The organism is Nocardia sp. NPDC051052 (genome assembly GCF_044456045.1).
In the GTDB taxonomy this organism is placed as follows: Bacteria; Actinomycetota; Actinomycetes; order Mycobacteriales; family Mycobacteriaceae; genus Nocardia.
On the sequence record NZ_JBITFL010000007.1, the window covers coordinates 212,461 to 234,045 of the forward strand.

24 protein-coding genes are annotated in these 21,585 nt (G+C 67.2%); 11 read left to right on the forward strand and 13 right to left on the reverse strand.

What is annotated here, in order from left to right; all coding sequences use genetic code 11:
• Positions 1–220 precede the first annotated feature (220 nt).
• Positions 221–829, reverse strand: a complete 609-nt coding sequence (locus ACIBCN_RS25380; protein WP_396994140.1) for a DNA-binding response regulator — start codon at positions 827–829, stop codon at positions 221–223.
• 351 nt (positions 830–1,180) lie between these two features.
• Here ACIBCN_RS25380 and ACIBCN_RS25385 point away from each other — a divergent pair, with 351 nt between their 5' ends.
• On the forward strand, positions 1,181–2,416 hold the full coding sequence (locus ACIBCN_RS25385; RefSeq protein WP_396994141.1) for an FAD-dependent oxidoreductase: 1,236 nt from the start codon (positions 1,181–1,183) through the stop codon (positions 2,414–2,416).
• Positions 2,417–2,419: 3 nt separating this feature from the next.
• On the opposite strand, the gene ACIBCN_RS25390 is transcribed toward ACIBCN_RS25385, so the two are convergent.
• Entirely contained in the window at positions 2,420–3,403 is a 984-nt protein-coding gene (locus ACIBCN_RS25390) for an MBL fold metallo-hydrolase (protein ID WP_396994142.1), read from the reverse strand.
• Positions 3,404–3,495: 92 nt separating this feature from the next.
• Here ACIBCN_RS25390 and ACIBCN_RS25395 point away from each other — a divergent pair, with 92 nt between their 5' ends.
• On the forward strand, positions 3,496–4,515 hold the full coding sequence (locus tag ACIBCN_RS25395) for an AraC family transcriptional regulator (protein ID WP_396994143.1): 1,020 nt from the start codon (positions 3,496–3,498) through the stop codon (positions 4,513–4,515).
• Positions 4,516–4,581: 66 nt separating this feature from the next.
• Positions 4,582–7,284: an AAA family ATPase gene (locus ACIBCN_RS25400; RefSeq protein WP_396994144.1), complete on the forward strand. Its 2,703-nt coding sequence runs from the start codon at positions 4,582–4,584 to the stop codon at positions 7,282–7,284.
• Here ACIBCN_RS25400 and ACIBCN_RS25405 read toward each other — a convergent pair.
• From ACIBCN_RS25405 to ACIBCN_RS25425, 5 genes are read right to left on the reverse strand one after another with little or no spacing between them, the layout of a single operon-like run.
• Positions 7,244–7,789 carry a DUF1772 domain-containing protein gene (locus tag ACIBCN_RS25405; RefSeq protein WP_396994145.1) on the reverse strand — a complete coding sequence of 182 codons (546 nt, stop codon included), beginning with the start codon at positions 7,787–7,789 and terminating at the stop codon, positions 7,244–7,246. The genes ACIBCN_RS25400 and ACIBCN_RS25405 overlap by 41 nt on opposite strands.
• 38 nt (positions 7,790–7,827) lie before the next feature.
• The gene (locus tag ACIBCN_RS25410; RefSeq protein ID WP_396994146.1) at positions 7,828–8,202 is read right to left on the reverse strand and encodes a DUF4267 domain-containing protein; all 375 of its coding nucleotides are present in this window, start codon (positions 8,200–8,202) and stop codon (positions 7,828–7,830) included.
• Positions 8,203–8,243: 41 nt separating this feature from the next.
• Positions 8,244–9,662 carry an amidase family protein gene (locus ACIBCN_RS25415; protein ID WP_396994147.1) on the reverse strand — a complete coding sequence of 473 codons (1,419 nt, stop codon included), beginning with the start codon at positions 9,660–9,662 and terminating at the stop codon, positions 8,244–8,246.
• Positions 9,659–9,835, reverse strand: a complete 177-nt coding sequence (locus tag ACIBCN_RS25420) for a hypothetical protein (RefSeq protein WP_396994148.1) — start codon at positions 9,833–9,835, stop codon at positions 9,659–9,661. The genes ACIBCN_RS25415 and ACIBCN_RS25420 overlap by 4 nt, the downstream gene beginning before the upstream one ends.
• Positions 9,832–10,305, reverse strand: a complete 474-nt coding sequence (locus ACIBCN_RS25425; protein ID WP_396994149.1) for a DUF2871 domain-containing protein — start codon at positions 10,303–10,305, stop codon at positions 9,832–9,834. Before ACIBCN_RS25425 ends, ACIBCN_RS25420 begins: the two co-directional genes overlap by 4 nt.
• Positions 10,306–10,523: 218 nt before the next feature.
• On the opposite strand from ACIBCN_RS25425, the gene ACIBCN_RS25430 reads away from it, so the two are divergent.
• A complete protein-coding gene (locus tag ACIBCN_RS25430; protein ID WP_396994150.1) occupies positions 10,524–11,450 on the forward strand; it encodes a LysR family transcriptional regulator in 927 nt (308 codons plus the stop codon).
• A gap of 7 nt (positions 11,451–11,457) precedes the next feature.
• Here ACIBCN_RS25430 and ACIBCN_RS25435 read toward each other — a convergent pair whose 3' ends face one another.
• On the reverse strand, positions 11,458–12,402 hold the full coding sequence (locus ACIBCN_RS25435) for a serine hydrolase (RefSeq protein ID WP_396994151.1): 945 nt from the start codon (positions 12,400–12,402) through the stop codon (positions 11,458–11,460).
• A 71-nt stretch (positions 12,403–12,473) separates the two neighbouring features.
• Between ACIBCN_RS25435 and ACIBCN_RS25440 the strand changes: the two genes are divergently transcribed.
• Positions 12,474–13,037 carry a GyrI-like domain-containing protein gene (locus tag ACIBCN_RS25440; protein WP_396994152.1) on the forward strand — a complete coding sequence of 188 codons (564 nt, stop codon included), beginning with the start codon at positions 12,474–12,476 and terminating at the stop codon, positions 13,035–13,037.
• 278 nt (positions 13,038–13,315) lie between these two features.
• On the forward strand, positions 13,316–13,501 hold the full coding sequence (locus tag ACIBCN_RS25445; RefSeq protein WP_396994153.1) for a hypothetical protein: 186 nt from the start codon (positions 13,316–13,318) through the stop codon (positions 13,499–13,501).
• A gap of 6 nt (positions 13,502–13,507) precedes the next feature.
• On the opposite strand, the gene ACIBCN_RS25450 is transcribed toward ACIBCN_RS25445, so the two are convergent.
• Positions 13,508–14,086 carry a TIGR03086 family metal-binding protein gene (locus tag ACIBCN_RS25450; RefSeq protein WP_396994154.1) on the reverse strand — a complete coding sequence of 193 codons (579 nt, stop codon included), beginning with the start codon at positions 14,084–14,086 and terminating at the stop codon, positions 13,508–13,510.
• Positions 14,087–14,533: 447 nt separating this feature from the next.
• Here ACIBCN_RS25450 and ACIBCN_RS25455 point away from each other — a divergent pair, with 447 nt between their 5' ends.
• The gene (locus tag ACIBCN_RS25455) at positions 14,534–14,926 is read left to right on the forward strand and encodes a VOC family protein (RefSeq protein ID WP_396994385.1); all 393 of its coding nucleotides are present in this window, start codon (positions 14,534–14,536) and stop codon (positions 14,924–14,926) included.
• 10 nt (positions 14,927–14,936) lie between these two features.
• Here ACIBCN_RS25455 and ACIBCN_RS25460 read toward each other — a convergent pair whose 3' ends face one another.
• Both ACIBCN_RS25460 and mca read right to left on the reverse strand, forming a co-directional pair.
• Entirely contained in the window at positions 14,937–15,206 is a 270-nt protein-coding gene (locus ACIBCN_RS25460; protein WP_396994155.1) for a hypothetical protein, read from the reverse strand.
• Positions 15,206–16,072, reverse strand: coding sequence for a mycothiol conjugate amidase Mca (gene mca, locus ACIBCN_RS25465; protein WP_396994386.1), 867 nt, complete (start codon positions 16,070–16,072; stop codon positions 15,206–15,208). The genes ACIBCN_RS25460 and mca overlap by 1 nt, the downstream gene beginning before the upstream one ends.
• Positions 16,073–16,191: 119 nt before the next feature.
• On the opposite strand from mca, the gene ACIBCN_RS25470 reads away from it, so the two are divergent.
• Together ACIBCN_RS25470 and greA are read left to right on the forward strand one after the other, a co-directional pair.
• Positions 16,192–16,641 (forward strand): DUF4307 domain-containing protein, encoded by a 450-nt coding sequence (locus tag ACIBCN_RS25470; protein ID WP_396994156.1) that lies wholly within the window; start codon positions 16,192–16,194, stop codon positions 16,639–16,641.
• 300 nt (positions 16,642–16,941) lie between these two features.
• On the forward strand, positions 16,942–17,436 hold the full coding sequence (greA, locus tag ACIBCN_RS25475) for a transcription elongation factor GreA (protein ID WP_040738717.1): 495 nt from the start codon (positions 16,942–16,944) through the stop codon (positions 17,434–17,436).
• Between the two features lie 104 nt (positions 17,437–17,540).
• Here the strand turns inward: greA and ACIBCN_RS25480 are convergent, their stop codons facing one another.
• The gene (locus tag ACIBCN_RS25480) at positions 17,541–18,683 is read right to left on the reverse strand and encodes a cystathionine gamma-synthase (protein ID WP_396994157.1); all 1,143 of its coding nucleotides are present in this window, start codon (positions 18,681–18,683) and stop codon (positions 17,541–17,543) included.
• 184 nt (positions 18,684–18,867) lie between these two features.
• Between ACIBCN_RS25480 and ACIBCN_RS25485 the strand changes: the two genes are divergently transcribed.
• Both ACIBCN_RS25485 and ACIBCN_RS25490 read left to right on the forward strand, forming a co-directional pair.
• On the forward strand, positions 18,868–20,043 hold the full coding sequence (locus ACIBCN_RS25485) for an acyl-CoA dehydrogenase family protein (protein WP_396994158.1): 1,176 nt from the start codon (positions 18,868–18,870) through the stop codon (positions 20,041–20,043).
• A 217-nt stretch (positions 20,044–20,260) separates the two neighbouring features.
• A complete protein-coding gene (locus tag ACIBCN_RS25490) occupies positions 20,261–20,629 on the forward strand; it encodes a DUF6401 family natural product biosynthesis protein (RefSeq protein WP_396994159.1) in 369 nt (122 codons plus the stop codon).
• 61 nt (positions 20,630–20,690) lie between these two features.
• Here the strand turns inward: ACIBCN_RS25490 and ACIBCN_RS25495 are convergent, their stop codons facing one another.
• Entirely contained in the window at positions 20,691–21,557 is an 867-nt protein-coding gene (locus tag ACIBCN_RS25495) for a hypothetical protein (protein WP_396994160.1), read from the reverse strand.
• Positions 21,558–21,585 lie beyond the last annotated feature (28 nt).

The following is a 21,585-nucleotide window of genomic DNA, read 5'->3' on the forward strand; positions in this document are numbered from 1 at the left end:
GGACTCGCCGGGCGCGAGGAAGGTGTAGGGCTTGGTGCCGGTGAGCTGCGTGCCGAGCGCGTCGGTGAGCTCCGTGAACCGGCTTCGAGGAGGCCGAGATAGTCCTTGACCGTGGCTGAGTCGAGGCCGACGACGTCGGCGATGTTCGCGATACTGGCTACCTGGCCGGTCTGGCCTGCGGGTCTCTGGAGAACTTGTGGCAGTACTTGCCGGTGGCGAGTCACAGCCAAGCCTCCTCGGTGGCGATCCGCACAGCATCCAGCAGGGTGCGGGCATTGAGCTTGGCCACGACGGTGCTCAAGTAGTTGCGGACGGTCGAGCGAGCGATGAAGAGCTCTGTGGCGATCTCGCCGGCGGTGCTGCCGCCTCTGGCCAGTCGGAGCACGGCGATCTCGCGCGGGGTCAGCGGGTTGCCCGGGAGGGTGAGTGCCTGTGCGGCGAGCAACGGATCGATCACGCGCTGGCCCGCCGCGACCTGCCGGATCGCCGCGGTGAGCGCCTGTGGCGGTATGTCCTTGGTGAGGAAGCCGCCGACCTGGGCGGTGAGCATGGCTCGGCGCAGGTTGGCGACGCTACAGAGCGAGGTGAGGATCAAAATCCGGCAGGAGGGGAGTTGCGCGCGCAGCTCGGTGGCGGCGGTCAGACCGTCCAAGCCGGGCATATCGATGTCGAGCACGGCAATGTCGGGCCGGTGTTCGAGTGCGCTCGACACGATCATTCGGCCGCAGTAGACCTGGGCTACCACTTCGAGATCGGGCTGTTGATCCAGCAGGTTCGTGAGCGCGCCCCTGATGAGTTTCATGTCGTCGGCCACAAGCACCCGGATCATGGAGTTCCTCTGATATTTCGCTGCTGGGGACTGATCTACGGCCGTGACGGATTCACAGTCGAGCCTGGGAAATGATGACTGTTCCCGGCACGGATTTCGACGCAGACTCTCAGAGGAAAGTCGTGATCATCCCCGAGGTGATCGTCGACGGCGCGGACGCAGGCCAGGCGGTCGGTTCTCATCGATTCATCTTGGACGCGGGCGCCCTGGGCGGCAACGTGAACCGCTCTCTCCCCCAGCGCTTTCGGGCTACGTGCCAATGTAACCAACTAGACTCCAGATAACTAGTTGCCATGACACTAGTTATCTGGATACTATGGCTGCACACGGATCGACGGATCGGAAACTGAAATGAGCAAGACCGCAACAGCATTGGTGATCGGCGGCGGCGTCGCCGGATCGGTGACCGCGCTGGCATTACGCAAAGCCGGCATCGACGCCACCGTCTATGAGCGTTACCCCACCGCCGCGGACGGCGTCGGCGCAGGATTGAGTCTTGCCCCCAACGGCCAGCAGGCGCTGCGGGCCATCGGTGGCGAACGCGCTATCGACGCACTCGGGCTCGAATTCCCCGGCTCGATCTTCGGCGACGCCAACGGCAACATCTTCACCGAGTTCGCGGGCTTCCCCGATCTGCCGGCCACCCGAGTCATGGCGCGCGCCGACCTTTTCCGGGCGTTGGCCGACCACGCGGCAGCGGGCGGCGTGCACTTCGAATACGACAAGAAACTCGTCTCCGTCACCGAAACCGCCGACGCGGTGACCGCGACGTTCGCCGACGGCAGCACCGCGACCGCCGACGTCTTGATCGGGGCCGACGGCATCCGGTCCACCGTGCGCACGCTCATCGACCCGGCCGCCCCCGGCCCTGAATACGGCGGTGTACTGAGCTTCGGCGGCATCGCTCGCGGCAGCGACGTGGCGACGAAAGACGGGATGATGTATTTCGCCTTCGGCCAGCACTTTCTCGGCTACTACGGCGTCCCGGCCGGTGCCGTCATCGGTGTCGGTCGCGGCGGGCGCGACGATCCGAATTCCGGTAACAGCGAGAGAAACACGGTCTGGTTCGCCAGCCTGCCGCGCACCGAACCGCTGACCGCGGCGGAAACCACTGCGATCTCCAACGCCGAATGGCTGACCCGGCTGCGCGAGTTGTACGCGGGCCACCTGCCGGGCGAGGCGCTGCTCGCGCACACCGTGCCCGAGGATGTCACCGTCGTCGGCCCGATGGAACTGATGCCGTCCGTGCCGACCTGGCACCGCGGGCGCATCGTGCTGGTCGGCGATTCGGCACACGCGCCGTCGTCGAGTTCCGGGCAGGGTGCGTCGCTGGCCATCGAAAGCGCCGTCGAACTCGCGCGGTGTCTGCGCGACCTACCCGTTCCCGCGGCCTTCGCCGCGTACGAGCGGCTGCGCCGCCCCCGAGTGACGGCCATCGCCGACGGCGCGCGCGGCACCAACAAGGCCAAAGCGGAGGGCAAGCCAGCGGGAAAACCCGCCCTCCCCGCGCCGGAAGAGATGTTCCGCCACACCCACTACTACGCCATCGACTGGGATCAGACCGTCACCGCCGATTCCGGCGAGTAGACCTCACCTGCACGAGGAAGGCAGTGCGTTCGCGTCCTCGGCTCGTTCTTCCTTGGCCACGGTCTGGACGTTGAGCTGGGGCATTGTTGGCAGCGAGGCGACGGCGGGGTAACCGGGGTAGGTGCGGTCGAGTCCGGCCAGGATCGACCGTTCTTCGTCGTCGGTCACCTTGGCGGCGCCGGGCGATGCGGGAGCTATAGCGGTGCGGACCAGGCCGCGGACCTTCCGCAAATAGGTTCGCTGCTGGTCGATCAGCTCCGGGCCCGCCGGAGCGCCGTGGCCGGGATAGATCGTGCGGATCCCGGGGAATCGCTCGGTCAGCTTGTCGAGATCGACGAGCCATCCGCACGAATGCCCTTCCAGCAGTGCGGGAGTGGCCTTGTCCGCGACCAGGTCACCCGCGAACAGCGTGCCGCTGCGCGGCTCGAAGTAGGCGGTGGCCGCCGCCGACTCACCGGGCTCGAAGTCGGCCGACCGGAGCTCGGTGCCGCCGATGCCGATCGTGGCCCCCGGCTCAAAGGTGTGGTCCGGCACCGTCATTCGGGGTGTGTAGTCCGAATCCGGCAGGCTCCGGGTGAGATCGTAGAACTGCAGCGGGTCGGTCTGGATCTCCGACGCGGTGACCTTCGACGAGTAGATCGGCGCCTCGGGAAAAGCCTCGTGCAGCACACCGATCCCGCCGACGTGGTCCGGATGCGAGTGGGTGATCAGCACCGCCGCGACCGGACGACCGGTGGCCTTGATCGCCGACACCGCACTGCGCGCGTCCGTCAGCGAGCGCTGGGCATCCACGACGACCAGGCCATCCGGGGTGTCTATCCAGAAGGTGTTGACGGAGCCCGGATTCGACGAAGCGAACTGTCCGACGGCGGGTGCCGCAGCTGGTGCGGTGGTGGTGCCGGTCGAGGAGCAGCCGCTGGCGAAAACCATGAGCGCCGCCGCGGCAGCCATACTCGTCGGCACGAATTTCCTGGTCGATGGGGTCATATGGACGACGTTAAATTCGCTGGGTAGGCAAATGTATGGCTGATACGCTCGCTTTTTTGTCAGAGCGTCTTCGGTGTTCGGTGAGGTTGCAGGTGGATGTATTCAGTGACGCCCTCACCGCGCTGCGCACCGGTACTCCGGTGTTCACCCGCACCGATGCGCGGGCGCCGTGGAGTATGCGATTTCCCGCGGTCTCGGGTGCCAGCTTCCATGTAGCGCTGCACGGGAGTTGCCTGCTCCTCCCGCTCGACGACGGCGCCCCGACCCGCCTCGATACCGGCGACATCGTGTTCCTGCGGCAGGGCAGCGGGCACACGCTGTGCAGCGACCCGGTCCTGACGCCGGATGTGTTCGCCCAGGATCGAATCGATGACAGCTCGTACATCAGGGAGTTGCTGATCGACGGCAAGTCGGTCGACCAACGGGTGCCCGTCGAGGAGAATCAGCCCGTCGTCGGTTGCGGCCTGTATCAGGACGGACCGGGTGCCCGGACGCTACTCGCCTGCGGCGCTTACAAACTCGACATCACCCGGCAGCATCCGCTGCTCGCGGGCATGCCCGCGGTGATCCATCTGCCCGCGGCGGGCCACCAGCCCGCACTCCGCATCGCCGTCGGCCAGCTGACCGGCGAGATGGACGATCCGGGCCCAGGCAGCGACAGCATCGTCGCGGCCCTCATCGACCTACTGCTGCTGTTGATCATGCGAGCCTGGTACCAGGACATCACCGACGATCACGCGAAAGGCTGGTCGGCGGCGGTCTCCGACCCGCTCATCGCGCCCGCGCTCGGCGCCATCCACGCCGACCCCGGCCATCCGTGGACCGTCGAAGAACTCAGCCGGGCATCCGGACTGTCGCGCGCCGCGTTCGCCAAGCGATTCACCGCCGTCCTCGGCGAACCGCCGCTCAGCTATCTCACCAGCTGGCGGATGACCACGGCGGGCAGGCTGCTCCGGGAAACCGACGCCCGGCTGTCGACCGTGGCCGAACGCACCGGCTACCGCTCGGAGTTCGCCTTCGCGAAAGCATTCAAACGCGAATACGGCGCCGCACCGGGCAGCTACCGCCGTGCCTCCCGCACTGGGTTCGCCGACGAACAACTCTCGGGGTAGTCGACCAGGTATTCCGAGTTCGCCGCTGGCTTGCTGAATCGGCACGACGCCCCTTAGGTTGACGCAGTGCTATACGGTCGGGCCCGCGAAGAGCGACAGATCAGCCAGTTGCTCGAAGACGCGAGGACGGGCTCGAGTGGTTCCTTGGTGATCGTCGCCGAACCCGGGGTCGGCAAGTCCGCGTTGCTCGACCGGGCAGCGAGCATGGTCGATGACAGCTGGCAGGTGTTGCGCTGCACTGGCGTCGAGTGCGAGTCCGAACTGCCGTTCGCCGGGCTGCAGTTGCTGCTCGCCGGGGCGATGGACCGGCTCGCCGCGCTGCCGCCGTTGCAAGCGGCCGCGGTGCGTGGTGCGTTCGGACTCGATGGGTCGCCGCGCACCGAGGATCGGTTCCTGGTCGGCCTCGGCACCTTGTCGCTGCTGGCCGAAATGTCCGCGGCCGGACCGGTGCTGGTGCTGGTGGATGACGCGCACTGGGTGGATCAACCATCGATCGAGGCAATGTTGTTCGTCGCCCGCCGGCTGGGCGCCGAAGGTGTTGTCGTGCTGTTCGCCGCATGTACAGAGTTCGCCGCGCAGGGACTGACTGAGCTGCGACTTGGCTCGCTCGACCCGCAAGCGTCCCGGGCCCTGCTCGCCGAGACCGTGCCCAAGCTGGCGCCGGAGACGCGTGACCGGGTGCTCGCCGAGGCCGCGGGCAATCCGCTGGCCTTGCTGGAAATGCCCGGCATGAATCTGGATCTGCTTCCCGTCGGCCCACTTCCGCTGCCGGATCGGTTGCGCAGCGGCTATCAGTGCCATCTCCTGGATCAGCCCGAGTCGATCCGCACCGCCCTGCTGGTCGTGGCCGCCGAGGAGACCGGCGATCTGGCTCTGGTGTTGCGGGTGCTGACCGGTCTCGGGTTGACCGAAGAGGTGCTGGCCGCAGCGGCACCGACCGAGATGCTGACGGTGTCGGAACTGACGATCGCCTTCCGCCATCCACTCCGGCGCGCCGCGGTCTACGAGACCGCCACGTTCACCCAGCGCCGCACCGTACACGCCGCGATCGCCGCCGCTATCACCGATGATCCCGATCGCCGGGCCTGGCATCTCGCCGGTGCCGCGAGCGGGCCGGACGAGCAGGTAGCCGCGGCTTTGCAGGCGGCCGCCGAAAATGCCTGCGCCCGAACCGGATACGCCACCGCCGCAGTCGCGCTGGAGCGATCGGCGCGGCTCACGCCGGACCCGGCCGACCGCGTGCGCCGCCTCGTGCTCGCGGTCGAGGCCGCCGCGGACGCGGGCCGCCCGGAGCGCGCACTCGGCCTGATCACCGAGGCCAAGCGGCTGGCCACGGACCCGATCGCGGCCGCGCGGCTGGCCGTTGTGCAGGCCAGGGTCGAGTTCGACCGGGGCGCGTTGCAGATCGCCTACGAACTGCTGCTCACCGCGGCCAGGCGAGTCGCGACGGTCGAACCTGATATGGCGGCGAAGATGCTGGTCGAGGCCGCCCAAACCGCTTGGACCACAGGCGATCTGGCGGGCGTCCGGGCAGCGCGGGCACGGCTGGCCGAGCTACCCACCAGCCCGCTCCTGGTCGACATGATCACGGTGATCGACGGTCCGCTCGCGCTGCACTCGGTGGACCCGGCGACCGGAGTACAGCTGATCCGTGCCAACGTCGCGCGCATCAAGGCGGTTTCCGGCGGCCCACCGGCCATGCGGTTCGCCCTGGCGGTCCAGTCGATCATCGCCAGCGACATCGGCGAGGCGCGAGAAATCCTGGCCGGGTTGGCCATCGAATGCCGGGACCAGGGCATGGTGGGCTGGCTGCCCACCGTCGGCTGCGGCCTCGGGATGGCGGAGTTACTGCTCGGCCGGTTCCGCGAGGCGGAGGTGGCGCTGACCGACGCGTTGCGGATCGCCGAGGATATCGGACAGCCTGGCCAGATCTGCCAGGTCCATTCCGTCCTGTCCATCCTCGCGGCCAGCCGTGGCGACGAAGCCGCCTGCCGGGACTTCGCCAGACACGCGCTGCGGCAGGCGGATCGGGGATTCAACTCGATCGCCGCGGCACGCAGTGGTTGGGCGCTGGCGCTGCTCGATCTGGGTTCCGGTCGGCACGAGGCGGCTGTGGACCGGCTGGAGGCGATCCATCGGGACCCGAATCACGCGCTCGGCCAATGGATTCACTTGCTGAGTGACTACGTGGAAGCCGCGGTGCGACTCCGTCGCCCGGAACGCGCGCGCGAACCGATGGCGTTGCTCGCACAATGGTCGGCGGCCACCGGTTCGGCGTGGGTCCGAGCACACGAGCTGCGCTGCCGAGCCATGCTCGACGACGACGGCGCCCTCTTTGCGCAGGCACTGAAAGTTCATGCCGCCGAGGGACGTTGGTTCGATCAGGCGCGCACCGAACTGCTGTACGGCGAATGGTTGCGCCGCGAAAGGCAGTTGACCGAGGCGCGCTCGGAATTGCGGATGGCGCTGGGGATCTTCGAGCGACTGCACGCGCACCCGTGGGCGGAGCGCGCACGCAACGAGCTGCGGGCCGCGGGCGTCGGCGTGATCGACACCGGAGCGAGCGACCGGACCCCGTCGGACCTGGCCGCACTCCTCACGTCCCAAGAACTCCAGGTGGTTCGGCTGGCCGCCGCCGGTGCGACCAACAAGGAGATCGGCGCCCAACTGTTCCTGAGCCCCAAAACCGTGGGGAACCATCTCTATCGCGCCTATCCGAAGCTCGGCGTCACCAGCCGGGTCGCGCTGGCACGCCTCCAATTGGACTGACCGGTGCCGTCTTCCGGACTCGGCCGAGCAGCACCAGCGCCCAGGCGAAGCTGCCGAACGAGACCAGGTTGGCGATCGCCCTGGCGCTGTTCCACAGCACCCACTTGTCCTCGAAGGCCGACCGCACCGCGGCCAGATCCGCCTGGTCCGGCGCTCCCACGGCGGCCAGCTGATCGTTCAGCGGCACGTTGATCCCCGTGGTGATGCCGAGCATCATCACATAGGACAGCAGGCCGGCGAACAACCAGGCGCGCAGCTGTCTGTCCGCGCCGCGCCAAAGGCCTGCCACCGCAACGGATCCCACCGCGACGCCGCCCATGAACAGGCTCATGAAGAGTGGATTCACAATGGCGACGTTGATGTTCCGCATCACCTCGACGAACGCGTGATCCCCGCTCTGTTTCAAGCCGGGCATCACGGAGTACGCGAAGCCGGCGAACAGCCCCGCCATCAGCCCGGAGACGACGGTGGATGCCACCAATGCGCCTGTCTGCCAACTCTTCACGGTTGAATTTCCTTTGGTCATTGTCAAAACTCCAGACATCAGGCAGCGAGCAGTAGGGCAGCGCTGATCAGCACGATCACCGCGGTAGCGAAGTGGATACCGAAGGCAGCGGCCTTGGTACCGCCGTTGCGCAGCACGATGGCCGTGTCACCGAACGGCGTGAGCGCGACGGCCAGCATCGCCCAGCCCGCGGGATGTGCTCCGGCACAAGCGAGTACGACGAGACCGATAATGCCGGAGGTGACATCGCGCAGCCCCTTGACGATCAGGTAGGTGCCCGCGTCACCGGCCGACCTGGCGGGGACGCCGAAGCCCGCGGCGGCGGCATCGGGCCTGCGGAAGAACCGCACGCCGATAAAGATGATCAACAAGTCGAGCAGAATCGCCAGACCGTAAGCGAGGGGGGTGAGCACGTTTCTCCTGGTGCGCTAGTGGTGAGTGAGCGGATCGCACGTCACCGTCTCGGATCCACCGGCGTTTGGATCCGGAAGGCGTGCTCGAGCACCGTGGCCGCCGCGAGGCCGCGGCGCTCGGCGAACGGTGCGGTGATCAGTTGAACGCCCAGCGGCAGCCCCTCGGCCGTCTGTCCGGCCGGCAGCGTAACCGCGGGCAGCGCAAGGTAATTGGCCGCGATGGTCAGTCGTTGTGCCGAATACATCGTGGCCACGTTCGCGGCACCGCCGATGTCGTATCCCACCGGCCATGGCGGCGCGGCCGACACCGGGCCGAGCACGATCGGATAGTCGGCGAGGAAGTGCGACCAGGCGGCGCGCAAGGTGAGGCGATCGCCCAACGCTCCCATGTATCCCGCCAGATCCAAGGGCGGAAATAGTGCCAATGCGGCGTCGATGAAGGCGTTCAATCCGGCACTGCCGACTGTGCGCATCAATTCCAGCCGTTGCACCACCACCTCGGTCGACACCAACCGGCCGTAGGCGGTGGCGACCTCCGCCAATTGTGGGGGCGCCAGCTCGGTGACCGGATAACCGGCCCGGTCGAGCGCGTCCGCGGCCGACAACACCGCGTCGCGCACCTGCGGAGCGACGCGATCGGCACCGCCGTCGTAGGTCACCGCGACTGCCGGTAGCGCTCCGGTCGGCGCAACATCCGGGTCACGCACCGGAACCCAGGCGGGATCACGCGGATCACCGCCGATCACGGCATCGAAAACCAGCGAGAGATCACCCACCGATCGCGCCACCGGTCCTGGCGCAGCGAACATTTGGAGGGTGGGCGACGGCGGTGGGCCCGGCAGGCTGGAGGCCACCGCGACCCGCCCCGGCGTCGTGCGCAACGAGGTGACACCGCAGAACGCGGCGGGCACGCGCAGCGATCCGCCGAAATCGGTGCCGAGTCCGAGTGGGGCCATACCGGTGGCGACGGCGACCGCGTCGCCGCCACTGGAACCGCCGGGGCTGCGCGAGGCGTCCCACGGATTGAACGTCGGGCCCGTGACGTCATTGTCGGTATGCCATCGGGTGGCGAAGTCCGGCATGTTCGTTCGTCCGATCGGAATCGCGCCCGCCCGGCGCAAGGCGGCCACGATCGGCGCGTCGACGGGTGCGACGGCGTCGGCGAACGCGGCAACTCCCCAGGTCGTCGGGCTGCCGGCCACATCGAGGTTGTTCTTGACGGTGAACGGAACGCCGTGCAGCGGACCTCTATGCCCGGTGTGCCGATCGGCGGCTTCGGCTGCGTCCAGCGCGGTTTCGGTGTGCACCGATGTCATGGCGCCGACCACCGGATCGACTTCCGTGATGCGGTCGAGGTGCGATACCAGCACCTGCGTGGCCGTTATCTCCCGCGCGGCGATCATGGCCGCAAGCGAGGTCGCATCGAGTCGCCACAGGGCGGTGCGGTGTCCGGTGGTCATGTGATCTCCTGATATTCCGGGGCGTCGGCAATCGATACGCGGCGCGTCCGCTGCCGATTGATATTTCGTCGAATACCGTTCGGCAGAAAGGCATTTGGTGACACTGCCGAGATGCGCGGCAGGTCAGCGGTGCGGCCTGTGGTCGCAGCGGCAGCGGTGACCCGTTCGGTCATACCGGCCGAAGTTCGGGCCCACCCTCGGCAGTCGCTGGCACATCTACCGAAATCTGCTGTGTCGCAGAAAGATCCGAAATACGTCGGCCGAGGTTGACGAAGAACAGGATCAGGCCGACCGTCAGTACGATGTGCCCGATCCCCGCGGTTCCGGAGACGGCCGCGCTGGTGTGCAAGCCCAGCACGGTTTGGCAGCCGTGCACGGTCATGATGGCGACGGTCAGCACGACGCCCGCGTTGTAGGTCCAGAAGGACCAGGCGAAGAGCTTGCTCGACGCCAACGCGAACAGCTTCTCCAACACCAGCAGAATCAGGTGGAACAACATGCCGAGCGCAAGCAGGTGCGTGTGCACGACCGCCAGCTGGGTGTCGCCCGTGAAGTCGTTCAGCTTGGTGAATTCGCGATAGAACAGCCCGCTGATCACTCCGATGATCATGTAAGCGTGTGCGGCGTAATAGATCTTCTGCACAGGGCTCCTCGAGTCAGGCGGTGATCAGCTACCTGGCGCTGAGCATTGCTGGTGGCGAGAAGAAACGTATGCGCGGACAGCCCTGTGCCGGTATGAGGCGATCTCCTCTACTTTGCCCGGCGTCGTGGCCGCGGCACCGGCTCACAGCGGCAATTCGCCGGCTCAGAGGGCGAAGGTCCTCAGGTGTCGACGGTGACGAACTTGCTGGTGGGGCTGGCTTGGGCGACCGCCTTGCGCAGCGATTCGAGCCCACCCCAGTCCCGGGCGGGCTCGGCATCGCCCAGCCGCCGTTGAGTCAACGCATCCGCAAGCTCGAACACGACCTCGGCGCCCGGCTGTTCGACCGGAACAGCCGCCGGGTCGAGCTCACCGAGGCAGGCCAGATCCTGCTTGCCGAGTCCCGCGAGCTACTCGCCCGCTGGGAGCGCACGACCTCGCTGGTCGGCAAGGCGCATCGGGGCGAGATGGACGCGTTGCGGGTCGGTGTGCCGCCGGAACTGGCGGGGCGGCTGCTCGCCGCGATCCTCACCTCGTTCGAAAGTCGGGACGTACGAGTGGATCTGCAGGAGCTGACCACCGCCGAGCAGGTCCGCCTGCTCGCCGACCGGCAGCTCGACGCGGGCCTGCTACAGCATCCGGTCGACGTGGTGGGCCTCGAGCTCGGCCCAGCCGTGGACACGCCCGTCGGCGTGGTGCTGCCGCGCGATTCACCACTGGCCGTGCGTTCTTCGCTCACCCTCGCCGATCTGGCCGGACTCGGGCTGGTGATCTTCCCGCGGGCGGCCGCGCCGGGACTCTACGACGCGACGCTGCGCACCTGCTGGGAGCACGGCTTCAAACCCGCGCGGGTGCAGCATGCCCGCAATCCCGAATTCGTGCTCGGCATGGTGCTTTCCGGCCGCGGCGTCGCCTTCGATCAGGGCATGGTGGCGCAGAAGGAACCGAGGGTGGTCTGGCGGCCGCTACCGGAGGGCATGCTGAGCTGGCGGCTCTCGCTCGCCTGGCCAGCGGCCGCGCCGCACCCGCTGGTCCCCGAACTCGCCGAGCTGGTCGTGCGAGTTGTGCAGGGCGACGGCGCATCTCGGCCCGCTGAGGTTCAGGCCGCGTCCCAGCGACCGTGGAATGTGGTGTACGGCAGGCCATGAGCCGGTGTCAGCGAGCGAGCCGAAGAGGTGGCACACCATCGCCCGCGGCGGTGCCCGGCACCGGCGAGGCGCAGTCGTGCACGATGCTGCCGACCGCGTGCGCGGCGACGGCGCCGATGGCACGATCCACCTCGGGTAGCCGTTGGGCAATCGTGCCCGCCCTGGTGAAAACCGATACGGCATAACGGGTTCCGTCCGGGTACTCCAGCACGCCGATCTCGTTACGTATCCCGGGCAGCGTGCCGGTCTTGGCCCACACCTGCACCTCCGGCGGGAACGCACCGGCGAGCCGATGCCAATTCACCTGCTGGCGCATGAGATCCCGGACCCACCGGCACGCCTCGGCGGAACCGGCGCGATCCTGACCGATGAGCGTGAGCAGGCGGGTCATCTCTCGCGGCGTGCTCGCGGTGGTCCGGTGCGGATCCAGGGCACGAGTGCCGAGGACCTCGTCGGCGGTGAGCGCCGGGAACCTCGCGGCGAACTCCGCGGCGTCGGGCGCGCCGATGTCGTCGGCCATGCTCTGCACTGTGTTTCGCGGCGCGCCGACGATCCGGGTGGACTCGAGGCCGAGCTCGCGCACCAGCGACCGCACATTGTCCAGGCCGACCCGGTCGAACAGCAGGTCCGCGGCGGTGTTGTCGCTCAACGTGAGGGCGAAGAACGCGGCGTCACGCAGGCTCAGGTCGACGTCGTCGTGACAACCCGCCGTGCCGACCCCGCCGAGGCGATCCGTGCCGCCCGCGCGCACCCGGTCGGTCGGATCCAGCTGACCCGCCGCCACCTGACGGGCGAACTCCAGCACCAGCGGCACCTTCACCACCGAGGCCAGCACCACCGGCTCGTCGGCACCTGACCCGGCCTCCGCACCGCAGTCGAAACACTGCGCATGCACCCAGCCCCGCACCCCGACATCCCGAAAGAACTCCTGCACGACTCCCCAACCTGCCACATCGCTTGACTCTCCCGGTGCTGGAGCGTTCAGGCTGGCCTTCCATCCGACAAGGCGAACGGAGAACAGTGATGAAGCTCGACCTGGCCAAGACCGACAAGCACTACTACCACGCACCCACCGAACCGACGCTGCGCACCTTCGGCACCTACGGGTACGTGACGGTCACCGGTTCAGGAGCTCCCGAAGGCCCGGAATACACCACGGCCGTCGAGACGCTGTATCGAACCGCGTACGGCGCCAAGAAGATCGCCAAAGCCGCCGGGCACGATTTCGTCGTGCCGAAGCTGGAGGGGCTGTGGTGGGTGGAGTCCGACGAACCCCCGCTCACGGTGCCACGCGCGGAATGGCACTGGAAGCTGATGATCCGCGTGCCGGAGGTCGTCACCGCGGCGACCGGGCACGGGGCGACCTTCGAGCGGCTCACCGAAGGCGACGCCGTCCAGGCGCTGCATATCGGTCCGTACGCCACCGAACCGGAGACGCTGGCCAGAATGGACGCGTTCATGACCGCCGGTGGGCTCGCGATGAACGGCCGCCATCACGAGATCTATCTCTCCGACCCGCGCCGGGTTCCCGCGGCGCAGATCAAGACCATCCTGCGCCACCCGGTCCGCCGCGTCGCCGAAAAATAAGATGCGCCGGTCGAATTCGACCGGATACAGTTCGCAATGCGCCCGGTGCGCGGACAACGGTCGATTCGACCGAATCGGCGGATCAGGTAGCTCGACCGGTAGAGCTACCTGCCGTCGGCTCGAATATAGGTGAGTCGACGGTGGCATATCGTGAACTCCGGTGCGCATGAATACGCACCCACAGTGCGGCATACGTTTCCCTCGTGTGCCCGAAATACAGTGGGTGCCTGGGAAATCGGATGGATAAACCTGCAGCTGAACGAAAGGGCTGAATTGCCATGCGCAAATTCACCAGCAAACGCCGGAATGCGGACGCCGCGCAAGATATCACCGCGGCGACGTCGTCGGCGCATGCCGAGCAGCACGCATTACATCGCAACCACGGTGGCCGGCTCGGCTACCAGCAGATCGCGGACAGGGAGCTGTTGCTGCTCGCAGCCTCGTCCGTGGTGCGGATCCGTTAACCCGCGCTACGGCGTGCGCGCGAGCACTTCCCGGCCGACATAACCGAGCAGCCGGCGATGCGCGGGCTCCCCCTCTCCGACAGCGACCTCCGCGTCGAAGACGCCGGGGCCACGGAACTTATCGATGCCACCCCTGGCCTGCATGGTGGCGAGAAGTTCGCCACACAGCTCATCGTCGGCCAGCTCGGGCTTGCCGACGGCGACCGCGAGGTCGACGCCGTGCACAACCAGTTCGGTGAGGTGCACAAGGGCCGCCATCGGCGCGGGCAGCGCGCCGAACGACACCTGCACGGTGTTGTCCAGCGCGTCGGGGCGATGCCAGGCGGCCCGATCCACCTCCGCCGCCGCCGCGTACGCGCCCTGCGGATCGCCGCCGAGCCAATCGGATTCGTGATCGGCGCCGGAATCCGTGCCGCTCAGCGCGGCCGCGAAGAAGTGCATGTTGCCAACCATGTGGTTGAGCACGGCACGCACATCCCATTCCCGGCAGGGCGTCGGCGCCGCCATGGAGCTCTCGTCCAAGGCGGCGACGATCACGCTCGTCGCATCGAGTGCACGGTCGATCTGTCCGATCACGTTCTCCATGAGCTTCCTTCGGTCGAGCGGTCTGGCTGAATTGGTAACACAGGCGGGCGACATATGGCGGCCGTTACGAAAGCTGGTTGCGGCGAATCAGGTTGCCAGCAGTGTGCTTCTCGGTGGCCGTTGGATTAAGCGGATGCGCGAGCCGAATGCATGCTCGCTACAGTGTGCAATGCGCCCGGTGCGCACGCAACGGCCGCACCGGAACGTTTGAAAACCGTTGTGTTAGCGGCGTTGTGACCGTAGAGCGCGCTATGCAGTGGTGTGAAGCTGACAACCACTTCCGATTAAGCTGCACCCGTAGCGTTATCTTTATCCACTTCAGGCATCGTTTAAACCTGTTACCTCCGATTGAAATTCACACCGCCTGCCCGCGCCACCGTTGCCGGTTCAACCAGCCGATTTGCGCCGCTGTCGCGAGCAATGGTCGTCGCCTATCATGTCGTGACCATGCGAATCGACCTCTGCACCCTCGTTGTCGAGGACTACGACCCCGCGATCGCCTTCTTCACCGGGCCGCTCGGATTCGACTTGATCGAGGACTACCCCGCACAAACGAACGACGGGCGACCGAAGCGCTGGGTCGTCGTTCGCCCACCCGGCGCCCAGACGGGCCTACTGCTGGCCCGAGCGGACGGCGCGGAGCAGGCCGAGGCGATCGGCGACCAAACAGCGGGCCGAGTCGGATTCTTCCTCCGCGTAGACGATTTCGACGCCGCTTTCCACCGAATGGTGTCGTGCGGCGTCGAATTCATCACTGCGCCAAGAAAAGAGCCCTATGGAAGGGTCGCGGTATTTCGCGATATCGCGGGCAATCGCTGGGATCTGCTCGGCCCAGCCTGAACTGCGAAAGTCAGGTCTTTTCGGCCCGGCTGTCCGGCTCGGCCTCGTCGGGCCGGGTGGTGATGCCGCGCTCGGTCCCCTCGTCGGCCTCCTGGTCCGGTTCCGGATGTTCCGGCTCGAAGGTCGCGGGCAGCTTCTTGAGGTGCTTGTTCATCGAACGCACCAGCAGCACCGTGCCCGCCAGCAGGATCAAGATGATGACCAGGCCGAGCGGGGACGCCTTGCCGAACTCCGGCCCGGTCGGGGTGCCGCCGGGGGCTTGCGCGAGCAGAACCAGCATCACCGCTGCTCGTCTTCGATGCCGGCGAACAGGTCGGTCTCCGGCAGCGCCGTCTTGACCCTGGTCTTGGCCAGCTCGAACTCCTCGGTCGGCCAGAGCCGCTGCTGCAGCTCCAGCGGAATGGCGAAGAACGCGCCGTTCGGGTCGATCTGGGTCGCGTGCGCGCGCAGGGCGTCGTCACGCTGCGGGAAGTACTTGGCGCAGTCGATCTGCGTGGTGACCCTGGAGAACACGTCGCCGCGCTCCGGGACGTACTTGCGCATCCGGTCCAGCCACTCCTGCAGCGGGAACGGCTCACCCATCCGCTCGTACTCCTCGGCGAAGATCTCCATCCGCCGGGCCGTGAAACCGTGGTCGTAGTACAGCTTCAGCGGCGTCCACGGCGCGCCCGCGTCGGGGAACCGTTCGGGATCGCCCGCCGCCTCGTACGCGGCGACCGATACCTCGTGGCAACGAATGTGATCGGGGTGCGGGTAGCCACCCAGCTCGTCGTAGGTCGTCATCACGTGCGGCTTGAACTCGCGGACCACCCGGACGAGCGCCTCGGTGGCCTCCTCCAGCGGTATCACCGCGAAGCTGCCCTCGGGCAGCGGCGGCAGCGGATCACCCTCCGGCAGACCGGAATCGACGAATCCGAGCCAGTGCTGGCGCACGCCGAGCGCGCGCGCCGCGGCGGCCATCTCCTCGCGGCGGACCTCGTTGATCCGGTCCAGGACACCGGGGGTGTCCATGGCGGGGTTCAGGATGCTGCCACGTTCGCCACCGGTCAGTGTCACGACGAGGACATCGTGTCCTTCGTCGGCGTACCGGGCGGTCGTCGCGGCACCCTTGCTCGATTCGTCGTCGGGGTGGGCATGCACCGCCATGAGGCGAAGGCCACTCACGTCTCGTTCACCATCGCTCTCGCTCGCGGGTGTCGGGTCTTCGTTCCCTATAGTTCCATTCGACCGACTTTTGTTCCGACGTACCCCCCGGGAGCGACCTTGTGACCGATCGAAGCGACGCCTCGGGTCCGGCGACGAGCAGTAGGCCGACCGACCGGTATGGAACCAAGCCGCCGGTCGACCGCCGCTGGCTGCCGGCGGTCCTCGGCGTGGTCGTGGTGTTGCTCGGCTGCGGCGTCGCCTTCCTCGGCTACCAGAAGTACGGACCGAAGGACATCGAGTCCGAGCAGCTCGGCTACACCGTCGTCGACGACGCGACCATGACCATCCGGATCAAGGTCACCCGCAAGGACCCTGGACAGGCTGCGGTATGTTTCGTCCGCGCAATGGCGCGCGACAGCGTCGAGGTCGGCCGCCGCGAGGTGCTGATCGAGCCCTCTACCAGCGGCACGATCGAGCAGACCACCACGGTCAAGACCTCGTCTCGACCAGCGTCGAGCAGTATTTACGGCTGCAGCGGGCAGGTTCCCGGCTATCTCCGAGCAGGGTGATATGCCTGTTTTGCCGTACCATTTCTCCTCGAAATTAACTCCGACCTGCACGTTTGTGATTCATGCTAAAATGGCCTGATACACGGTTCCGGGGTTCGGAGCCGTGTTTGCTGCATTGGCGGCCAGCGCTATCTGTTCCGGATTATGAGCTTTGCCCGGAACCAGGGTCTGTCGGGGTTCGATGAACTTCCCAGGATCGCTCTAGCCGTCGACTGGTGCGTGCCCGCCCCACGGGTGGGTACTGCGGCAGTTATCAGGGAATCCCGGCCTGCCGGGAACAACTACTAGGGAGTGATCGAGATGACTGAGACGCAAGTGACTTGGCTGACCCCGGAGTCGCACGACAGGCTCAAGGGCGAACTCGACGCGCTCATTGCCAATCGTCCCGTTATCGCTGCCGAGATCAACGAACGCCGTGAAGAGGGCGACCTCAAGGAGAACGGCGGATACCACGCCGCGCGCGAGGAGCAGGGCCAGCAGGAAGCGCGCATCCGCCAGCTCCAGGAACTGCTGAACAACGCCAAGGTGGGTGTCGCGCCGACCAAGTCCGGCGTCGCACTCCCCGGCTCGGTCGTCAAGGTCTACTACGACGGCGACGAGTCCGACACCGAGACCTTCCTCATCGCCACCCGCGAAGAGGGCCTGAACGACTCCAAGCTGGAGACCTACTCGCCCGCGTCCCCGCTCGGCGGCGCCCTCATCGACGCCAAGGTCGGCGACACTCGCGAGTACACGCTGCCCAACGGCAAGACGATGAAGGTCACCCTGGTCAGCGCGGAGCCGTACCACAGCTGATACTTCCGGCCGTGGTCTCCCGCGACCCGGTCGATCTGTTCCCCTGAGACACGAACGGCCGCACCCGAATCCGAGGTGCGGCCGTTTCGTCATCTGTGCGGGTCCTAGCCGAGCGCCTGCTCGATATCGGCGAGCAGATCCGCGGCGTCCTCGATACCGACCGAGAGTCGCACCAGATCCGCGGGGACCTCGAGCACGGAGCCCTCGGTGGACGCGTGCGTCATCGCGGCCGGATGCTCGATCAGCGATTCCACCCCGCCCAGCGACTCGGCGAGGGTGAAAACCTTGGTGCGCGAGCAGAAGTCGCGGGCCGCGTGCGGACCGCCGTGCAGCCGCACCGAGATCATCCCGCCGAACCGGCGCATCTGCTTGGCGGCGACCGCGTGGCCGGGGTGCTCCGGCAGGCCGGGGTAGATCACCTGGGAGATGGCCGGATGCCTGGAGAGGAATTCGGCCAGGGTCTCCGCGTTGTCGCAGTGCCGATCCATCCGCACGGCAAGGGTTTTGGTGCCGCGCATGGTGAGGAACGCGTCGAACGGGCCGGGCACCGCGCCCGCGCCGTTCTGCAGGAAGGCGAACGCCGCGTCGAGTTCGGGGTCGTTGGTGATCAGCGCGCCGCCGACCACATCGGAGTGCCCGCCGAGGTACTTGGTGGTCGAGTGCGTGACGATGTCCGCGCCGAGCAGCAGCGGCTGCTGCAGGTACGGGGTGGCGAAGGTGTTGTCCACCACCAGCTTCGCGCCCGCGCCGTGCGCGATATCGGCGAGCGCCGGGATGTCGCCGATGCTCAGCAGCGGGTTGGTCGGGGTCTCCACCCACACCAGCTTGGTGTTCGGCCGGATCGCCGCGCGCATCTCGTCCACGTCGAACACGTGGGCGGGCGAATGCTCGATGCCCCACTGGCTGAACACCTTGTCGATCAGGCGGAAGGTGCCGCCGTACGCGTCGTCCGGGATGACGATGTGGTCACCGGGGCGCAGCACCGCGCGAATGGCACAGTCGGTGGCGGCCATGCCCGACGCGAACGCCCGGCCGTAGCTGCCGGACTCGAGCGCGGCGAGGTTCGCTTCCAGCGCGGACCTGGTCGGATTGCCGGTGCGGGCGTACTCGAAACCGCCACGCAGACCGCCGACTCCGTCCTGGGCGAACGTCGAACTCGCGTAGATGGGCACGTTGACCGCACCGGTCTGCGGGTCGGGATCGAATCCCGCGTGGACGGCACGTGTCGAGAACCCCAGATCGCTCATGGCCTCAGCCTAATCAGGGGCGATCTCCGGGCAACCCCCCGGTAGTACCAGATGGATACGCTGCGGACGATCCCATCCCCGTTCCGACGTAGTTACGCAGCTAGGGCGGGTAGACCGGAAATATTATGACGAGTACCTCCGAAGACCCCGATATCACCGGCGCCCTCCCAATTACGCTTAGCGCATGGTGACTGTGGAAGAACTGTTCGCGATCGACTCCCTGCTGTCCGACGATGAGCGCGAGATCCGCGATGCCGTCGCGACCTTCGCGAATCAACGCTTGCGACCGCACATCGCGGACTGGTTCGAGGAGGGCACCTTCCCGGCCCGCGAACTCGCGCCGCAGCTGGGCGAGGTCGGACTGCTCGGCATGCATCTCGAGGGCTACGGCTGCGCGGGCATGTCGGCGACGATGTACGGCCTGGCCTGCCAGGAACTGGAGGCCGTCGATTCCGGCGTGCGCAGCATGGTGTCGGTGCAGGGTTCGCTGGCGATGACCGCGATCCACAAGTACGGCTCGGAGGAGCAGAAGCAGCAGTGGCTGCCGGAGATGGCGGCGGGCCGCGCGCTCGGCTGCTTCGGTCTCACCGAACCCGATTTCGGCTCCAACCCCGGCGGCATGCGAACCAGGGCCAAGCGCGACGGCACCGACTGGGTGCTCAACGGCTCGAAGATGTGGATCACCAACGGTTCGGTGGCCGACATCGCGGTGGTCTGGGCGCAGACCGAGGACGAGGGCAGGCAGGTGATCCGCGGCTTCCTGGTGCCCGCCGGGACGCCGGGGTTCAGCGCGCGCGAGATGCATCGCAAGCTGTCGCTGCGCGCCTCGGTGACCGCCGAGCTGGACTTCGACGATGTCCGGCTGCCCGCCGATGCCGTGCTGCCGGAGTCGCGCGGGCTCGCGTCGCCGCTGGCCTGTCTGAGCGAGGCGCGGTTCGGCATCATCTTCGGCGCGCTCGGCGCGGCCCGCGACTGCCTGGCCTCGACCATCGAATACGCGCGCACCCGCGAGGTGTTCGACAAGCCGCTGGCCGGATACCAGCTGACCCAGGCGAAGCTCGCGGACATGGCGCTGGAGTTCGGCAAGGGCCAGCTGCTCGCGCTGCACCTCGGCCGGCTGAAGGACCGTGGTGTGGTGACGCCCGAACAGGTGAGCGCAGGCAAGTTGAACAGCACCAGGGAGGCCATCGCGATCGCCCGCGAGTGCCGCACCATCCTCGGCGCCAACGGCATCACGCTGGACTATCCGGTGCTGCGCCATGCGAACAACCTGGAGTCGGTGCTCACCTACGAGGGCACGGCGGAGGTGCATCAGCTGGTGCTCGGCCGCGCGCTGACCGATGCCAACGCGTTCAGGTAACAGCGGACCCGTCCAGGCGAATCGGTTCGCTGCCGTCAAAAGTCGAGCGAGTGGTAATAAATACCGAACGGTCGCATTTATCCACTCAGGTTTGGCGAACCGGTTCTCTAGCAATGGTTTTCGTGCGGAGTGTTTGCTGGACCGCACTTTTCCGGCGAAACAGACTGGGTCAAGCGTCACAGTTCTATAAAGACTCGCCGATTGCTAGCATAGGAACATGTTTCTGCTCGGCCCCGCGTTGCTCGAAGTGTCGGCGCGCAAGATATTGACCCGCCTGCACAAGACGCACGGGGTACCGGCGCTCGCCGCGGCGGCGGAACTGCCCGCGCTGTCGGCGGCGCTGGATCAGCACGCGGCCGCCGTGCGCGACATCCTCGAGCTCGGCGTCGAAGGTGCCGCGCGGGTGCCGATGAGCGTGCTGCTCGCGGGTTACGCGCGTGGCCTGCTCGATCACGTGCGCGAGGCCGCGGCCGACCACGGCATGACCAGTGCGGCGCCGGACGATCTCGGCAGCTGGGCGAATGCCGACTGGCTCCAGCTGCGCCTGGCGAGTGTGTGCCTGCACCCGTCCCAGCAGCTCGCCTGAGCCCCTGACACGACGCGTCCGCCGCAGGCCATAGCCCACGGCGGACGCGTTTGTTCGTTGCCTAGCTGCGCTCGCCCGGGTCGCGGTAGCCCATGTACTCGCCGGACTGCTCGTACGAGCCGCCACCCTGCATCGCGCCCTGATCCCACTGCTGCGCGTGCTGGCCGCGCGAGGCCTGCTGATCCATCCATAGCTGCTCACGCGAGGCATCTTCCCGGCCGCGCGAGTACGCCTCGGCGTGCCCCTTGACCGCGGGCATCTCCTCTTCCAGCCCGCTCAGCCAGTTCTCCCAGCGCTGCTGCATCGGCCGAACCATGCCGCCGCCGACGCCGACCACCAGGATGCCGCCGATGGTGGCGAGCACGGTGATCAGGATCGGCATGGTGACCGACATGGCCACCCCGATCTGGTTCAGCGCGGCGACGATGCCGACACCCCAGATGAACACCGCGGCGATCCGGCCGATCATCGCGCCGTAGGACAGGCCGCCGAGCATGTTGCCGACCAGGTCACGCACCGCGGAGGCGATCGCACCGGCGATCACCACGATGATGATCGCGACCGCGGCCTTCGGCAGCCAGGAGACGATGCCGTCGAGCAGATCGCTCACCGGGTTCGGGCCGAAGACGCCGAAGCCGAGCTGCAGGGCGATCAACAGGATCGCGTAGTAGGCGAGCTTCGCCAGCAGGTCGGAGGCGTCGTAGCGGCTGCGCGACATCATCTGCTTGAGGCCGCCGCGCTCGACGAGGCGGTCGAAGCCGAGCCGGTCGAGCACCTTGTCCACGATCGTCGAAACGACCTTCGCGACGATCCAGCCGATGAGCAGGATGACGATGAATCCGGCGAGCTTGGGCACGAACGTGGCCACCGAACTCCACGCGTCCGAGAACCCCTTCTGGAAATCGATAGCCAAACTGGAGGTGTACATGCCCATCCCTTCGCTATCCGATTAAGCC

What these genes read in the sequence shown, in the direction of transcription:
- ACIBCN_RS25380 (WP_396994140.1), bottom strand. Translation starts at nt 829, where the DNA reads ATGATCCGGGTGCTTGTGGCCGACGACATGAAACTCATCAGGGGCGCG.
- ACIBCN_RS25385 (WP_396994141.1), top strand. Translation starts at nt 1,181, where the DNA reads ATGAGCAAGACCGCAACAGCATTGGTGATCGGCGGCGGCGTCGCCGGA.
- ACIBCN_RS25390 (WP_396994142.1), bottom strand. Translation starts at nt 3,403, where the DNA reads ATGACCCCATCGACCAGGAAATTCGTGCCGACGAGTATGGCTGCCGCG.
- ACIBCN_RS25415 (WP_396994147.1), bottom strand. Translation starts at nt 9,662, where the DNA reads ATGACCACCGGACACCGCACCGCCCTGTGGCGACTCGATGCGACCTCG.
- ACIBCN_RS25420 (WP_396994148.1), bottom strand. Translation starts at nt 9,835, where the DNA reads ATGACCGAACGGGTCACCGCTGCCGCTGCGACCACAGGCCGCACCGCT.
- ACIBCN_RS25440 (WP_396994152.1), top strand. Translation starts at nt 12,474, where the DNA reads ATGAAGCTCGACCTGGCCAAGACCGACAAGCACTACTACCACGCACCC.
- ACIBCN_RS25445 (WP_396994153.1), top strand. Translation starts at nt 13,316, where the DNA reads ATGCGCAAATTCACCAGCAAACGCCGGAATGCGGACGCCGCGCAAGAT.
- ACIBCN_RS25450 (WP_396994154.1), bottom strand. Translation starts at nt 14,086, where the DNA reads ATGGAGAACGTGATCGGACAGATCGACCGTGCACTCGATGCGACGAGC.
- ACIBCN_RS25455 (WP_396994385.1), top strand. Translation starts at nt 14,534, where the DNA reads ATGCGAATCGACCTCTGCACCCTCGTTGTCGAGGACTACGACCCCGCG.
- ACIBCN_RS25460 (WP_396994155.1), bottom strand. Translation starts at nt 15,206, where the DNA reads ATGCTGGTTCTGCTCGCGCAAGCCCCCGGCGGCACCCCGACCGGGCCG.
- mca (WP_396994386.1), bottom strand. Translation starts at nt 16,072, where the DNA reads ATGGCGGTGCATGCCCACCCCGACGACGAATCGAGCAAGGGTGCCGCG.
- greA (WP_040738717.1), top strand. Translation starts at nt 16,942, where the DNA reads ATGACTGAGACGCAAGTGACTTGGCTGACCCCGGAGTCGCACGACAGG.
- ACIBCN_RS25480 (WP_396994157.1), bottom strand. Translation starts at nt 18,683, where the DNA reads ATGAGCGATCTGGGGTTCTCGACACGTGCCGTCCACGCGGGATTCGAT.
- ACIBCN_RS25485 (WP_396994158.1), top strand. Translation starts at nt 18,868, where the DNA reads ATGGTGACTGTGGAAGAACTGTTCGCGATCGACTCCCTGCTGTCCGAC.
- ACIBCN_RS25490 (WP_396994159.1), top strand. Translation starts at nt 20,261, where the DNA reads ATGTTTCTGCTCGGCCCCGCGTTGCTCGAAGTGTCGGCGCGCAAGATA.
- ACIBCN_RS25495 (WP_396994160.1), bottom strand. Translation starts at nt 21,557, where the DNA reads ATGTACACCTCCAGTTTGGCTATCGATTTCCAGAAGGGGTTCTCGGAC.